This window comes from Nostoc sp. NOS(2021) (genome assembly GCF_017115025.1).
In the GTDB taxonomy this organism is placed as follows: domain Bacteria; phylum Cyanobacteriota; class Cyanobacteriia; order Cyanobacteriales; family Nostocaceae; genus Nostoc.
On the sequence record NZ_JABXKM010000136.1, the window covers coordinates 1 to 13,580 of the forward strand.

The window sequence follows — 13,580 nt, forward strand, 5'->3', positions numbered from 1 at the left end:
TCCCCATTCCCCATTCCCAAGGCATCTATGGCATTGCTGAAAATATTCATGAATACCTGATTCATTTGGCCGGCATAGCATTCCACCAGTGGGATGTTGCCATAGTCTTTGATTACCTCAATGCGGGGAAATTCAGCATTTCCTTTGAGTCGATGTTGCAAAATTAATAAGGTGCTGTCAATGCCTTCATGCAGATCAACGCGCTTGTTTTCAGCTTCATCCAAGCGAGAAAAATTGCGTAATGACAGCACTATTGAGCGGATGCGATCGGTTCCTACTTGCATTGAGTTGATGATTTTCGGGAAGTCTTCTAGCAAAAAGTCAAAGTCCATTGCTTTGATCGCGGTGCTAATTTCACTATGAGGATGGGCATAGTGTAGCTGATAGAGGCGTAAAATTTCTAGCAGTTGTTCGGTGTAGTCACTGGCGTGGCACAGGTTCCCGTAGATAAAGTTAACGGGGTTGTTGATTTCGTGGGCGACACCCGCCACCAACTGTCCTAAGCCGGACATTTTTTCGATCTGAATCAATTTTGTCTGTGTTTCTTTGAGTTGATGTAGGGAATGCTTTAACTGGGCAGCTTGATTTCTGGATTCAGTTTCGGCATTACAGGTTTGTTCGTAAAGTTGTGCTTGTTGAATAGCGATCGCAGCCTGATCTCCTAGCTGTTGCAATAAATCAATTTCTGCATTCTGCCAATCTCTGGGAGCCTCACACTCATGGGCAATTAGTAAGCCCCATAGTTCTATACCGATCTTAATCGGAACTATTAAGTTTGCTTGCACTTGCAGACTTTGCAAAAACTCTCGATGACAATCACTTAAATCAGCAGTTGAAACGTTGTTAATTGCCGTTACCCTGCCCTCAAAGGATAGACGCCCATACTCATCAGGAAAGCATTCCGATGGTGCATTCAATCCCAAAACTGACTGCCAATTGCCATTAATCTCTTCCACAATCACTGATTTACTCTTCATTTGAAAAATCAGCACTCGGTCTGAATTTAGCAGGGGCCGGACTTCCCGAACGATAGATTGCAGGGTTGTCTGCAAGTCTAATGTGCGGCGAATATGCTCTGTGACTTGCTTGAGGACTTTGGCAAGCAGTAATGATTTTTCGAGTTCAGCAGTTTGCTCTTGCACTTTCAATTCTAGGTTGACATTGAGCATTTGTACCTGTTTATACATTTGATGCTGCTCAATTGCCATTGAGAAATGCTCCGATAAGGCTTGCGCCAACAAGATTTCTTCCGGTTTCCACTCAGATGATTGCCCCTTTTTTTGCTCTCGCCAAAGCTCAAAGGAAAGCTGGGGTAACACTTGTCGCCGATTTTCTTCGCATCGTCCCGCCCACAAGACTTCTGTTTCAAATTCAGAGCGAAAAATGCTTAATACACCAATAAATTTTTCGCGGTAATGTAAAGGAATCACCATAAGTCCGCGAATTTTAGTAGAACCGAACCCTAAAGCCAAAACTCGCAAACGTGGTTCTTTGTAGAGGTCATCGCTTGCCCAAACATTACCTGGTTTACACTCAGCCATCCAGTCTTGCCATACGAGATGCTGTTCGATAATACTGTTATCTAACTGATAGGGGAGTTTCGGCTGGTCGCCCCAGGTGTATAGTTCCCCATTCTGTTCAATGTGAAGCCTGCCACCTACTCCACCGAAGCCAGTAATAACTTCTTCTAACGCTTTCTGCAATTGGATTGTCGGTAGTTTATGTAATAGGGTGGTAACTCGGTTAATAGTAGCTTCTCGCTCTTGCTTGGCGAGGGCTTGGGTGAGTAGATTACTTTGAGCGATCGCGATCCCTACTTCGTCAATAACTTCCTGCAATACTTTTAGTTCCCACTTCAAAATCTCTCGCGGTTCACTGTGGTGAGCTACCAACAATCCCCACAATTTAGGCTTTGCCGATTGTTCTTGGAGGTCGGAATGTAAAATTGGCATTACCAAGGAAGACTGCACGCCCATTGCCTTTAGGTATTGAATATGGCACGAGTCTACGTGCCGATAGTAGATATTAGTTTCTAGATGTTTGCGAGATTCTATTGACTGTACAGGCGATAGCCCGATCTTCCCATTTGGCACATCCACAATCGAACGTTGCCCCAGTAACACAAACATCTCTCTGGCGGGTTGGGGAATATCATCAACTGGGAAGTTTAACCCCAATAAGGATGGCAGACGTTGCTCATAGATAGATTCAGCAATGACTTCACCACTACCACTAGCATTAAAGCGATACACTTTCACCCGATCTACATCCAAAAATAAACGCACTTGGCTAACGGTAGTCGTTAATATTTCTGGGAGGTCGAGCGATCGCCTGATCTCTTTGATCATCCGGTGCAGTAAACTTTCTTGGTCTAAGCTTTGCTGTAACTCATTGGGTTTATCGGTAATTGTCATTGTTTATATACAGTATGACTGAAGTCTAATTTTTTTTATAATTGTCCCTGATCGGAATTTTCAACTTACAATACTTTGATTTTCATCCCATTTCACAAAATTGCTGGCTGCTACAAATGCGTTGCTAGTGGCGTACATCTGTGGCAAATTTTTTGTGCAAATATTTTTGGAAATGGATCAGAGGATATTTGAGAAGTATCAGATATTTGCTTGATCTCCGTAGCTTGAAAAAATTGATTTAAGAGAATCTAAAACGCTTTGATAGCTAGATCACCAAATAGTTTCAAAACATCCTCTCAAGTTTAAAGTTGAGAAAATATTAATCCTAGACACCTATTAATTTTATATTCTCAATCATCAAACTATTTCAGTGATATCACTCAACTAATTTCTTCATAATTGCTTTAAACTAAAAATATTTTTGCCCATGAATTCAATTAATTAAGATTTTTTCAAAAAAATAACTAAATGATTGGCAACTTTTTCCAATATTTCTGGCTGGGGAATTTTACTATTCCCCGTGTAATTGCTGATTTTATGTTGAATGTAACTATTTTGATGAAACTATTCGTAAATTACCGTTAAAGATCGTAAATTACGGATTTCTTCACGCACACTCATGAGAGTTTTACCGAGATGGTTTTGACCGGCTTGATTAGCACCACAGCCCCAAAAAGAATCGGTTGGCGAGTTTTCAACCAAAATATCATCGCCTGTCTTCAAGAGAACTTCTCTAATATCAGCATGAGTGAGAAACTTTTTGAGTACAGCTTCTCGCATAATTTGAGTTTTGACCAAATCCCAGTCTCGACGGAGTTGGCGATCGCTACATCTTCCCAAAGCGGCAGCTTCTTCTGGGGAGGCGGCGGCATGGATGAGGGGTATCATTGTTGCCGCATCTGTGCTACCAACAAATTTGTGCGCTTGATAATAATGCTCAACCGTTGGCCAGTAAGTACCCTGAATGTGGATTCCGTGGGGAGAAAAGTTAGAAAAACAGCCATAAGGCTGCCAAACCTTATAAAAGTAAATGGTCATTTGAAAATTGCTCTTTTATATATCAATTTCAGGGTAGCTGAAAGTTTTAGATTTCAAAACCCTTCATTTGTCTACAACGACCTACGCCTACGCGCTCCGTTTTCTTCACTTCCCTGTTCCCGCCCCGAAAGTTATTAAACAGATTGTCTCTCGGTTCATGTAACTGAGGATTCTTTCCAAGGACTTATAAAAATTCTCACACTTCTATCGAGCGATCGCTCAATTCTGTAACTTCATCGGTAAAGTCAGGGTGAACGCTGTTTGACCAAAAGATGTTGAGTCAAGGGTGAGGTCGCCATGATGTGCCCTGGCAATTTCACGGGCTAGGCTGAGTCCTAGTCCGATTCCTTCGATCTTGCGGGTTCGCGCAGGATCACCGCGATAGAAGCGGTCAAAAATGCGATCGCCGTAGGCATCGCTCACAGGAATATCTTGGGATGCATTGGCAATGGTGACGTGGAGAGTTGTTTGAGTTTGATGAGCGCGAATCTGTATCCAGCCGTTGGCGAGATTATATTTGATGGCATTACTAAACAGGTTTTGCAAAACTTGAATCAGAAGATCGCGATCGCCCTGTAAGCGCAGCCCATCAGTGAAGTCGGTTTGCACACTCAACTGAGGAGCCAGCATTTCCACATCTTCTAACATCTCCATGAGCAACTCAGACATATCCACCTCAACCAGATACAAGCTCATTTTTCCCGCATCTGCTAGAGATAGCAACAAGAGTTTTCGCATAATTCCACTCAGGCGGCGCACCTCATCCAACAGGTTGCTTAAGCGCTGTTGCACTTCACTTCCGGGATCAACCTGTTGCAATGTTCGTTCTAGTTCGCCTTGCAAAATAGTCAGTGGGGTTTTCAGTTCATGAGCGGCGTCACCACTAAAGCGGGAAGCCTGGGTAAAACTGCGTTCCAAGCGTTCCAGCATTTGGTTAAACACCTGAATCAGTTCGACAAATTCCACATCAGTTGTCCCAATCGGAATCCGCTGATCTAGCCCTTTGACAGTCACCTGTTGAATAACGCCCGTTAATTGACGGATGGGACGCAAAGCACCACCAGAAACCAACCATGCTCCGACTGCAACCAGCAGGAGCGCTCCCGGAATTGAAACCAGGAAGATATTGCGAATGGTAGCCATCTCTTGATTGACAGCTTGCAGGCTAACGGCAATGGCAACCTGAAGATTGGGAAATTTAGCTGCCCCAATCCGCCAGGCTGCTGTTGCCGTCTGCTCAGTGATAAATTGAGGTGAGCGGGGATGAAGAAAGGGCGGCCGCTGGAAGGATGGATTTGTATTGGAAGGTAAAGGTGGCTGACTTTTCACGTTATCTGGAAAACCTAACCCCCCAGCCCCCTTCCCTGCAAGGGAAGGGGGAGAATTCAAAGCCTCTCTCCTAAAAGGAGAGAGGTTTTCCAGATCCCGTGAAAAATCAGGTAAAGGTGGCGGTGGCAGAGGTGCCAACTGGAGACGCCCAACCAGCAGACGATTCACCTCAAGATCGAGGGAGTTGGATTGATAAAGTATGTTGCTGTTTGCGTCAAGCACCAGCAGGACGACGGGGGTTTTTGTATTGGTTCCGAAGGCATAGGATAATGAATCTTCGTAAAACTGCCATTGCGAGCGATCGCGTGAGCGCAAAGAACTGCCGTGCATAGAATTGTCTGAGGGTCGGCTTCCTTTGCTCAGAACTTCTCTTCTCAGAGACGCTGCGCGAACCGGAGGTTCCCCCCGTGGAGGCAAGTTCGGAGTTGCCCGCATTAAGTTATTTAACAGTTCTGCATCAAGACGGCTAATCTTAGCATTGTAAATCTGAAACCAGGAAACTGCGCCAAATCCGACTAATGCGCTTCCAGCTAGAGACGCAGACAACAGGGCAATGCGGAGTCGAAATGAAGGGAGTTTCATCAGCAAGGGTCTGGCTTGCGAAACCGGTATCCAACCCCTCGAATGCTTTCAATCCAGACTGCTTCATCAATGGGGTCTATCTTTTTACGAATTCGCTGGATACAAACATCCACGACGTTGGTGTTGGGGTTAAAATCGTAGCCCCAAACGTGTTCCAGGATTTGGGTACGGGTGAAAACCCGTCCGGGAGAGCGCATGAGATACTCCAGAAGATTAAACTCGCGGCTGGTGAGTTCTATCGCCTGGTGATTGCAAGTGACTTCCCTGGTGATGCGATCGAGTTTGATCGGCCCAACGCCAAGCAGATTTTGGCGTAGGCGTAGCCCGTCGTAGACATCGCTCACACTCCGACGCACAACCGCATGGATTCGAGCTGCTAACTCTTCCACAAAAAATGGTTTAGCGATATAGTCATCGGCTCCCAAATTCAGCCCTTCCAAGCGATCGTCTAGTTCATTCCGAGCCGTCAACAAAATCACCGGAGCATTCCGACCTTGCCGCCGCAATAGTTTCAGTATCGATAGTCCATCCTTTCCCGGCAGCATAATGTCGAGTACAATCACATCATATTCGTTGTCTAATGCCCGCAAATATCCTTCATCACCGTTATCGCAGTAGTCTACAACAAATCCCTGCTCCTTGAGTCCAGCCCGGACAAAGTTAGCAATTTTCGCTTCATCTTCGACAAACAAAACGTTCACAAGCATTTATGACTTCACATATTGTTCCATTCTAAATTCATCGAAGAAGGGAATAGGGAACAGGGAACAGTTTTTCCTATTTCCTGTTCTTTATCCGGGAGTAAGAGACCCCCACTTCTTTTTGTGGCATGTTTCAGGTGGGATATAAATCCCCCTTTCTGTTACCCCCCTGTTAAGAGTTGCCCGTTAAGAGTTCCCTCTTTAATATTTTTTGTTCAAATTACAAAACTGTAATTTAGAAGATAGGCAAGCTGTAATTTTGAGGTGGCTCAATTAGAAATATGAACACCCTACCTTTTGAAGGTTAATTTTTATGAATATTCGTCGAGTGTTAGCCGTAGCAGCAATTCCTTTTGTGATTGGTACATTCGGTTTCATTGCACCCAATCAGGCAAATGCCGCTAATCCATCTCATCGGAACGCACAGATTTCACAACAACCCAATAGACTGCAAATATCTGATCAAAACCACAGGTCAGGCATTTAAAACACCATCTAAATCAGAAAAAGCGTTCTCACCAACATCCCCAACCGCATAATCAGGGCGCGGTTCAAAACCGATTAGAACACAATAATCGTTAATTGAAGCACCCTTGTATTTCGCCTCGCCCTCAGCCATGATATTGCCAGAGGATTCCCGACTCAAATTACAAAACTGTAATTTAGAAACAGGGCAAGCTGTCATTTTGAGATGACTTAATTAGAAATATAAACTTTTGGAGATTTTAATGATGAATATTCGTCGAGTACTAGTCGTGACAGCGATTCCGGTTCTGGTTGGCACATTTGGTTTTATTTCACTCAATCAAGCAAATGCCGCTAATCAATTCGATCAAATTGCACAGGCGCAACTACCGCCCAACCAACCACAGGGAGGACAGCCGCGACCCCCTCGACCTGATTTTGCAGCAGCGGCGGCAAAGTTAGGAGTTACAGAAGCACAGTTAAAGGCGGCGTTGGGAGTCCCTGCCAATTTTCCAAATTCAGGCGATCGCAATCAGCGTCCACCCAGACCTGATTTTAAGGCCGCGGCGGCAAAGTTAGGAGTTACAGAAGCACAGTTAAAGGCGGCGTTAGGAGTCCCTGCCAATCCTCCAAATTCAGGCGATCGCAATCAGCGTCCACCCAGACCTGATTTTAAAGCCGCTGCGGCAAAGCTGGGTGTCACTGAACAACAGTTGATCGACGCACTAGGTATTCCACCTCATCCTCCAGGCGGTGGCGGAGCCTCTCCTCAGGAAAATCCCCCTAATCCACCACAATAGCTCAACATTATCTAGATCAAGGAAAAAATAATCGTAGTAGCGTGGCAAGTTTAAAATAATGCATTACTTTAACTGTGCCACGCCAGTCGCCTAACGCACCTTTTCCGGTATATTAGTGCCTTAAGTTTGCCTGCACCCTTCTATACTTAGGGATTTACAAATAAAAAAATACTCAACTACTTCTTCTGGGGTGGGCGTAGCCAAAGGCGGGCAAGATGCCCACCCCACAACATTGAATAATTTATTTGTTAGAAATCCCTTAGAAGACTGGCAGATTATTTAATCCACGTTCCTTCGTGATTAGAACTCCTCAGAAAGTATTTAATATCACCTTCACAAAGCATGGTGGACACAGCATGAAAAAAGATGATTGTCAAATAAGTCATATTCTGAGTCGGAGAAAGGCACTTGCTATATTTAGGGCAGCCGGAGCTGCAATACTTGTAGTTGGATGCATACCTAGAAAGGCCAGATCCACACAGGCGGAATCGAGTGTAGCCGTCCCAGCATCATCTTTAGCCAACTCTGGTACATTACCTGCGTGTGTGGTGACTCCAGAGCAGACCGAAGGGCCCTATTTCGTAGACGAAAAGCTCAACCGCTCCGACATCCGCTCCGATCCGGCGGCCGGTTCAATGAAAGACGGCGTAGCACTCCAATTGACACTGCGGGTTTCTCAGGTCGGTAGTACTGGGTGTACGCCACGCGCAGGTGCGATCGTAGATATTTGGCACTGTGATGCGCTAGGCATTTATTCGGATGTGGCAGACCCAGGTTTTAGTACCGTTGGCAAAAAGTTCCTGCGCGGCTATCAAGTGACGGACGCGAATGGAACCGTCCAGTTCACAACTATTTATCCTGGTTGGTACCAAGGCAGAACCGTTCATATCCACTTTAAGGTTCGCACAGATACGCCATCAACGCAGAGTTATGAGTTTACGTCACAGCTATACTTTGATGACTCGATCACAGATCAAGTACACACCCAGACACCATACGCCAGCAAGGGACAACGCAAGTTGAAGAACGCTGGAGACGGAATTTTTCAAGATGGTGGCGACCAAATGTTGCTCAAGCTCACCAAAACAAGCCTTGGTTACGCAGCAACCTTTGATATTGGGCTTCAAATGGCTTAATAGTAATTCTCCGTAATACTTGCACTTATACCAAGTTGTGATACATAGTATTATTTGCTTGAAACCTAGTCCAGCAGCGCTTAGATTCTAAACAATACTAACTTTGGCAACTTGGTAAGCTGAAAAATATCTAATTTGCATAACCAAATTAAGCATAACTTTTGTGGGGTGGGCAACATGAGCGCCCTAATTATGCAAGTTAAATGTGGAACAGCTTATTACAGCACAATTCAGGAGCCAGGAGCGGAGCCGGAGACGCTCCGTCTCCAGTCAGCAGTCAAAAAGGCTATCTGGCTTGTAATGGTGCTGGACTATGTGTTAGCTCAAAACCTTTAATCCACTGCTGCTTTAGTTTTGGCTTTGGCTTTTGCCGCTACCTTTCGCTTCATCATCAGGCCGACTATACCTACTGCTATTGAGCCACCAGTAGTCATAGGTTCGGGGATAGGCGTGAATCCAGATACCTGAAACACAGATAATGCTTGAGGGCTGCGCAGAAAGGAGTTGAAATTCTTAGCTGCATCTAGGTTTTGAGTTTGTGTGAGTACAGCAGAGCCATAAACAATCGGAGAGTAAAGGTTGATAGGCGGAGTGTATGCAATTTTGACTTTATCAAGTGCTGTTAGAGCGTCTGTGGTGTAAACAATGCCTGCATCTACAGTGTTGTTTGACACTAATGATAGTACATCACGCACATCTGTGCCCAAGACAAGATTGAGTTGCCCCGATATCCCGAAATTGGCAAATAATTGCTGGGCGAATACTCCTGCTGGAACAGACGCAGGATTACCAATAGCCACTTTATTCAGCGGTAATAGGTCTTTAACGCTTGATATAGATATGGTTGAATTTATCGGCGTGATTATAGCCAAGGTGTTGTTTAGTATGTCTTGCCTGGTTCCTTCTTTTAGTTGGTTAGCGCTTTGCAGATTATCTAACGGTGCTTGGGATACTGAGAAGAAGATATCTACTGGATTTGGATTTTTTCCCATTATGATTTCATTAGCGAGACCAATAGAACCCGCAAACTTATCCGTAAAGGTGACGTCGGGGTTGCTTTGCTGGTAAAGTGTCTGAACCTGGAGTAGGGTGTCAGTTAAGCTGGCAGCAGCATAGATGTTAATGTTAATCGGACTACTAAGTGTGGCAGCTTGTGCTGGTTTAGCTTGGATTACACCAAAACCCAAAGCAATGCTAGCGGTAGCCAGTGCTAATTTGTACCTTTTCTTCATGAAATATTTCCGGTAGAGTTAATGTGTGAGTTACTACAATTTTTGAAATTCCAAATATTGCACCCAGCATTGAAAGTTTGCTTTTCACTCCTGCCAGAAAATAGGGTAACAAGAAGTCGTAGCTGGGAAGCAATCTTTGGTACTTCAGTATTTATAAGGTATCTTTATGTCCACTAAATTACAACTATTTAAAAAGCATCTTTATATAAAAAATACAGTAGTCTATGTACTTATACTGCCATAAAACCGCTTCCAATACCAGGAAAGTAGGTTAATGCATCTGTACTATATGGAAAACTTTGTATAAAGTTATTTTAAAAATACAATTTTTCTATTTAAAGAAGTATATGGATCTGACTTTTCACGGCAACTTTTCAAAAGCGATCTCTCAAACGGATTCTAGATAAAGTACATCACTGATAGTACAGTAGGTAAAATCGGGTGTTCAAGGAAACGAACAATGTCGGACTGGTGTCCAAAAAATTTTGCTTTCTGTCAACTGGGCGATCGCATCCAGTGCTGTGAATATTTACTCATGCTAGAAGGCACAGACGACGATATCCGAATTACTGAAACAATTTTCAGGAAGTGCAATATTCAATATTGGGATATCTATGATCGATTGCAGATTGCATGAAGAGTGCTGAGTACTCAGCACTCTGTTGGTCAAGCAAACGATTCACATTCAGTTAAAAATCGAAGGTTGTGCGAATAACACCCACATACTGGGTATCATTTCTGCTGTCGTTTTCCGGGTTGAGAATCACCCAAAAACCAGGAGTCACTGAGATGTTGTCATTTAGGCGATAACGATAGAATGCTTCGATATGGTAAGCGTTGTCTCGGTCTTGACGGACATCACTGTTAGAGACACGCGGCGGTATACCAAAGAGAATTCCCGGCAGGTTGCCCCTACCCCCCACATCGGGAAACGACATACCAATCGCCCCAAACCAGACATTGGCATTATCACCACTGTTCACAAATAGAGAATTTGTTCCACCCCTACCATTGGAAATATCACTCAAACCAGAGTTCTTGGCATTTGCCCAAATATATCCACCCCAAGCGTGGATTTGGAAATTCGGGGAGAAGCGATAGAATCCCTGTGCGCCTACAATATCGTTGGAAGTAGCAATGTTGTTGCCAAAGGGAGCGTTTGACAGGGCGCTACCTGTCCCAGCTGCGAGATCGACTGCTCCAGCAGGGCTATAGCCATGAGAGTAGGCAACACCAATAGCTCCTTGCTTACCGTAATAGGCTAAGTGCGCCAGGGCGTTGTAGCCACCATCAAACAAGCCGTTGCTAGCCGATGGGACATTGGGACTGCTTGCTAAATAGCCCAAGGTGAGAACCAAGTCTTTGGTAATGTTCCAGTTAGCGGCACCACCGCCGCCACCTCGCCGGAATAAGGGACTGTATGACCCAAATAGTGAGGGAACCCCATTGCCGTCGTCAGCGATTGTGGCGGGAGTGACGGTGGTTGAAATGTCGGTGTAACCAATGCCTGTGGGTCCAACAACGAAGTTAAGAGAATCACTGACTGGGAAGTAGTAACGGATGTGGGGAACAAAAAGTGTATCGTTGCTGTCATAATCGAAGTTGAGGCGTGTCATCCCTGTGCCTGTGGCTGCGGCAATTTGGCTTGCACCATTGGAATTCGCAAAGTTGCCAAATTCTAGGCGGACTCGCAACAAATCTTTGCCGGTGAAACTGCTCTCAAAGTTGAGACGACCCCGGTTTGCAAAGTAGATACCGGATTCATCGCGTTCGCCACCTACTCTATTACCAAAGGTATCACTAATAGCGGTAATAATTTGAGCATTCAGCCTGGTAGTGGTGGAAAATTGCTGCTTCTCCAGCGTTGCTGTGTGTGCTTCTAGCGTATCCACCCGCCCACGCAGAGTTGTCAATTCTGCCGCAAACTCTGTTTGCAAATTTTGCAGCACTGCCAAATCTTCTTTCTTGACTAAATCGCTAGTACCCGCAGCAATTAATTCATTCACCCGGTCTAAGCAGGCATTTAAACCAGCTGCAAACTCATAACGACTCAAAGCACGGTTGCCGCGATAGGTTGCGTCAGGATAACCTGCAATACAGCCATAACGTTCCACTAGCGATTGCAGTGCTTGGAATGCCCAATCACTCGGTTTAATATCGGAAAGCTGGGAAACAGAATTGACTTGTCCCTCCAAATTTCTATTAGCATCTGCTGCATTAGAATCATCTTCTGGAGGTGCTGCCCAAACTGCTGGAATTGCCAAAAATAAGACAAAAAAACTATGAAAAAGAATTTTGATCATTGACTTATTACTTGAAAATGGTTGAATTCTGATTTTGTAACTAAAGAGATTAGACTCGAACAAAAGCTTCGAGATTATGAGCCAATACGCTTTGGTTAAGGCTTAACTCTTTGTCGAAGTAAATTTTTTTAACGAACCGCTAAGGACGCAAAGAACGCAAAGGAAGAAAAGGAAGAAAAGGAAGAGAAGGAAGAAACGCTTAACTCAACTGTATTAGGTTATGAGCTAATCAGCATGAAAGTTACATATTTTAAGTTGAGGTTTTAGCTTACTTAAAGTAACGCTATGACTTTTTGCTCATTGCTGCTTTTAGTCGCCGCTTCTATAATTCTCATTACATTAATTCCGTCTTCGGCGGTAACAGCAATTGGCTGATTATCAACAATTGATTTGTACACTGCATCGTAATAACCTAAATAACTGCCCTGTGAACTTTTTACTTTTTCCCGAATTACTTTTGTGTCTTTTTGTGTATGAAGCAAGCCATATTCACTTTCCGGCTCTGTATACCAATCAAGTGTGTTAGGCTTCATACCCGCCACTAAATACTCTTCTTGTTTATCGGCTCTGCTTTTGAGAAAAGAACCTTTAGTGCCATGTATGATATAGGCAGGCGCAGGCTCACGCACAAGGAAACTTGCTTTTAATTTGACGCGCAGTTTGTCGTAGTATAATATCAACTCAAAATTATCATCTACCTGCGATCGCAGCCTAGTTAGGCGGATGTCTGCAAAAATAGCATCAGGCATTCCAAATAAATGCAAAGCTTGGTCTATTAAGTGCGGCCCTAAATTGTTTAATGTTCCTGCCCCCGGACTTGGAACTTCTACGTGTTGTTTATGGCTGAGGGTTGGTTTATATTTTTGAAATTGAAATTCTGCTTCAACTATATCACCTAATAAGCCTTCTTGGACAATTTTTTTGACTGTTTTAAAATCACTATCCCACCTCCGGTTTTGATATACAGATAATTTTTTCCCCTGTTTTTGTGCCAATTCTTTCAGTTTTTCGGCTTCTGCTACCGTTGTGGTAAATGCTTTTTCTACCACTACATGTTTATCTGCAAGTAATGCCTGTTTAGTATAATCGTAATGAGTATATGTGGGTGTATTTACTACCACCAAGATTACTTGCTCATCTGCTAGTAATGCTTCCAAAGAAGGATAGCTTTTTACATCAGGATAATCTTCCTGTATGAGCTTTTTACTTCTTTCCCAAGAACCGGCTAATTTAAATCCGGGATGCAAATCAATAAACGGCGCATGAAATACCATGCCGGACAAACCAGAAGAACAAAGAGCCGTATTGATAGTTTCCATTTTTTTATTGATTGACTGAAGCGAAAGTTTGTATTTAATTGTTGTCTGATATTTTTCCCCGCGATGGAGGATGATAAATGGGAATACAGACTCATTAGACGAATTAGGAAATGCACAAAATCAGGCTTGGTGAGACAAGTGGCTTAAGCTCGCTTTTGCAAATGTATCCTAAATTGACCCCCCTTAGTCCCCCCTTACTAAGGGGGGAAACAAGATTTTTGCTCCCTCTCCTTAGTAAGGAGAGGGTTGGGGTGAGGTTTA

Annotated in this window: 13 protein-coding genes; 5 read left to right on the forward strand and 8 right to left on the reverse strand. The window is 44.0% G+C overall.

Annotated features, from left to right (window positions below; all coding sequences use genetic code 11):
* The 4 genes from HWQ41_RS17935 to HWQ41_RS17950 form a co-directional block, all read right to left on the reverse strand.
* Nucleotides 1-2,414, reverse strand: a 2,414-nt coding sequence (locus HWQ41_RS17935) for a GAF domain-containing protein (RefSeq protein WP_292765518.1), incomplete at its 3' end; no start/stop codon positions are given.
* Nucleotides 2,415-2,978: 564 nt separating this feature from the next.
* Nucleotides 2,979-3,452: an NADAR domain-containing protein gene (locus HWQ41_RS17940; protein WP_292765520.1), complete on the reverse strand. Its 474-nt coding sequence runs from the start codon at nucleotides 3,450-3,452 to the stop codon at nucleotides 2,979-2,981.
* A 219-nt stretch (nucleotides 3,453-3,671) separates the two neighbouring features.
* Entirely contained in the window at nucleotides 3,672-5,363 is a 1,692-nt protein-coding gene (locus tag HWQ41_RS17945; protein ID WP_292765522.1) for an ATP-binding protein, read from the reverse strand.
* Nucleotides 5,363-6,064: a response regulator transcription factor gene (locus tag HWQ41_RS17950; RefSeq protein ID WP_292765632.1), complete on the reverse strand. Its 702-nt coding sequence runs from the start codon at nucleotides 6,062-6,064 to the stop codon at nucleotides 5,363-5,365. The genes HWQ41_RS17945 and HWQ41_RS17950 overlap by 1 nt, the downstream gene beginning before the upstream one ends.
* 313 nt (nucleotides 6,065-6,377) lie before the next feature.
* Here HWQ41_RS17950 and HWQ41_RS17955 point away from each other — a divergent pair, with 313 nt between their 5' ends.
* Entirely contained in the window at nucleotides 6,378-6,551 is a 174-nt protein-coding gene (locus tag HWQ41_RS17955; protein ID WP_292765525.1) for a hypothetical protein, read from the forward strand.
* On the opposite strand, the gene HWQ41_RS17960 is transcribed toward HWQ41_RS17955, so the two are convergent.
* Entirely contained in the window at nucleotides 6,540-6,749 is a 210-nt protein-coding gene (locus HWQ41_RS17960) for a hypothetical protein (protein WP_292765527.1), read from the reverse strand. The genes HWQ41_RS17955 and HWQ41_RS17960 overlap by 12 nt on opposite strands.
* A 43-nt stretch (nucleotides 6,750-6,792) precedes the next feature.
* Here HWQ41_RS17960 and HWQ41_RS17965 point away from each other — a divergent pair, with 43 nt between their 5' ends.
* From HWQ41_RS17965 to HWQ41_RS17975, 3 genes are all read left to right on the forward strand, one after another.
* Entirely contained in the window at nucleotides 6,793-7,329 is a 537-nt protein-coding gene (locus tag HWQ41_RS17965) for a hypothetical protein (protein WP_292765529.1), read from the forward strand.
* A 356-nt stretch (nucleotides 7,330-7,685) separates the two neighbouring features.
* Complete coding sequence (locus HWQ41_RS17970) at nucleotides 7,686-8,465, forward strand: intradiol ring-cleavage dioxygenase (protein WP_292765531.1); 780 nt, start codon at nucleotides 7,686-7,688, stop codon at nucleotides 8,463-8,465.
* Nucleotides 8,466-8,642: 177 nt separating this feature from the next.
* Complete coding sequence (locus tag HWQ41_RS17975; protein WP_292765533.1) at nucleotides 8,643-8,801, forward strand: hypothetical protein; 159 nt, start codon at nucleotides 8,643-8,645, stop codon at nucleotides 8,799-8,801.
* On the opposite strand, the gene modA is transcribed toward HWQ41_RS17975, so the two are convergent.
* Nucleotides 8,798-9,697 carry a molybdate ABC transporter substrate-binding protein gene (modA, locus tag HWQ41_RS17980; protein ID WP_292765535.1) on the reverse strand — a complete coding sequence of 300 codons (900 nt, stop codon included), beginning with the start codon at nucleotides 9,695-9,697 and terminating at the stop codon, nucleotides 8,798-8,800. The genes HWQ41_RS17975 and modA overlap by 4 nt on opposite strands.
* A gap of 460 nt (nucleotides 9,698-10,157) precedes the next feature.
* Here modA and HWQ41_RS17985 point away from each other — a divergent pair, with 460 nt between their 5' ends.
* Nucleotides 10,158-10,334, forward strand: a complete 177-nt coding sequence (locus HWQ41_RS17985) for a hypothetical protein (protein WP_292765537.1) — start codon at nucleotides 10,158-10,160, stop codon at nucleotides 10,332-10,334.
* 52 nt (nucleotides 10,335-10,386) lie between these two features.
* Here the strand turns inward: HWQ41_RS17985 and HWQ41_RS17990 are convergent, their stop codons facing one another.
* Both HWQ41_RS17990 and HWQ41_RS17995 read right to left on the reverse strand, forming a co-directional pair.
* Nucleotides 10,387-12,000, reverse strand: coding sequence for an iron uptake porin (locus HWQ41_RS17990; protein WP_292765539.1), 1,614 nt, complete (start codon nucleotides 11,998-12,000; stop codon nucleotides 10,387-10,389).
* A gap of 272 nt (nucleotides 12,001-12,272) precedes the next feature.
* Nucleotides 12,273-13,319: a Gfo/Idh/MocA family oxidoreductase gene (locus HWQ41_RS17995; protein WP_292765541.1), complete on the reverse strand. Its 1,047-nt coding sequence runs from the start codon at nucleotides 13,317-13,319 to the stop codon at nucleotides 12,273-12,275.
* Nucleotides 13,320-13,580: the final 261 nt, after the last annotated feature.

What these genes read in the sequence shown, in the direction of transcription:
- HWQ41_RS17995 (WP_292765541.1), bottom strand. Translation starts at nt 13,319, where the DNA reads ATGGAAACTATCAATACGGCTCTTTGTTCTTCTGGTTTGTCCGGCATG.
- HWQ41_RS17990 (WP_292765539.1), bottom strand. Translation starts at nt 12,000, where the DNA reads ATGATCAAAATTCTTTTTCATAGTTTTTTTGTCTTATTTTTGGCAATT.
- modA (WP_292765535.1), bottom strand. Translation starts at nt 9,697, where the DNA reads ATGAAGAAAAGGTACAAATTAGCACTGGCTACCGCTAGCATTGCTTTG.
- HWQ41_RS17945 (WP_292765522.1), bottom strand. Translation starts at nt 5,363, where the DNA reads ATGAAACTCCCTTCATTTCGACTCCGCATTGCCCTGTTGTCTGCGTCT.
- HWQ41_RS17975 (WP_292765533.1), top strand. Translation starts at nt 8,643, where the DNA reads ATGAGCGCCCTAATTATGCAAGTTAAATGTGGAACAGCTTATTACAGC.
- HWQ41_RS17970 (WP_292765531.1), top strand. Translation starts at nt 7,686, where the DNA reads ATGAAAAAAGATGATTGTCAAATAAGTCATATTCTGAGTCGGAGAAAG.
- HWQ41_RS17940 (WP_292765520.1), bottom strand. Translation starts at nt 3,452, where the DNA reads ATGACCATTTACTTTTATAAGGTTTGGCAGCCTTATGGCTGTTTTTCT.
- HWQ41_RS17965 (WP_292765529.1), top strand. Translation starts at nt 6,793, where the DNA reads ATGATGAATATTCGTCGAGTACTAGTCGTGACAGCGATTCCGGTTCTG.
- HWQ41_RS17985 (WP_292765537.1), top strand. Translation starts at nt 10,158, where the DNA reads ATGTCGGACTGGTGTCCAAAAAATTTTGCTTTCTGTCAACTGGGCGAT.
- HWQ41_RS17960 (WP_292765527.1), bottom strand. Translation starts at nt 6,749, where the DNA reads ATGACAGCTTGCCCTGTTTCTAAATTACAGTTTTGTAATTTGAGTCGG.
- HWQ41_RS17955 (WP_292765525.1), top strand. Translation starts at nt 6,378, where the DNA reads ATGAATATTCGTCGAGTGTTAGCCGTAGCAGCAATTCCTTTTGTGATT.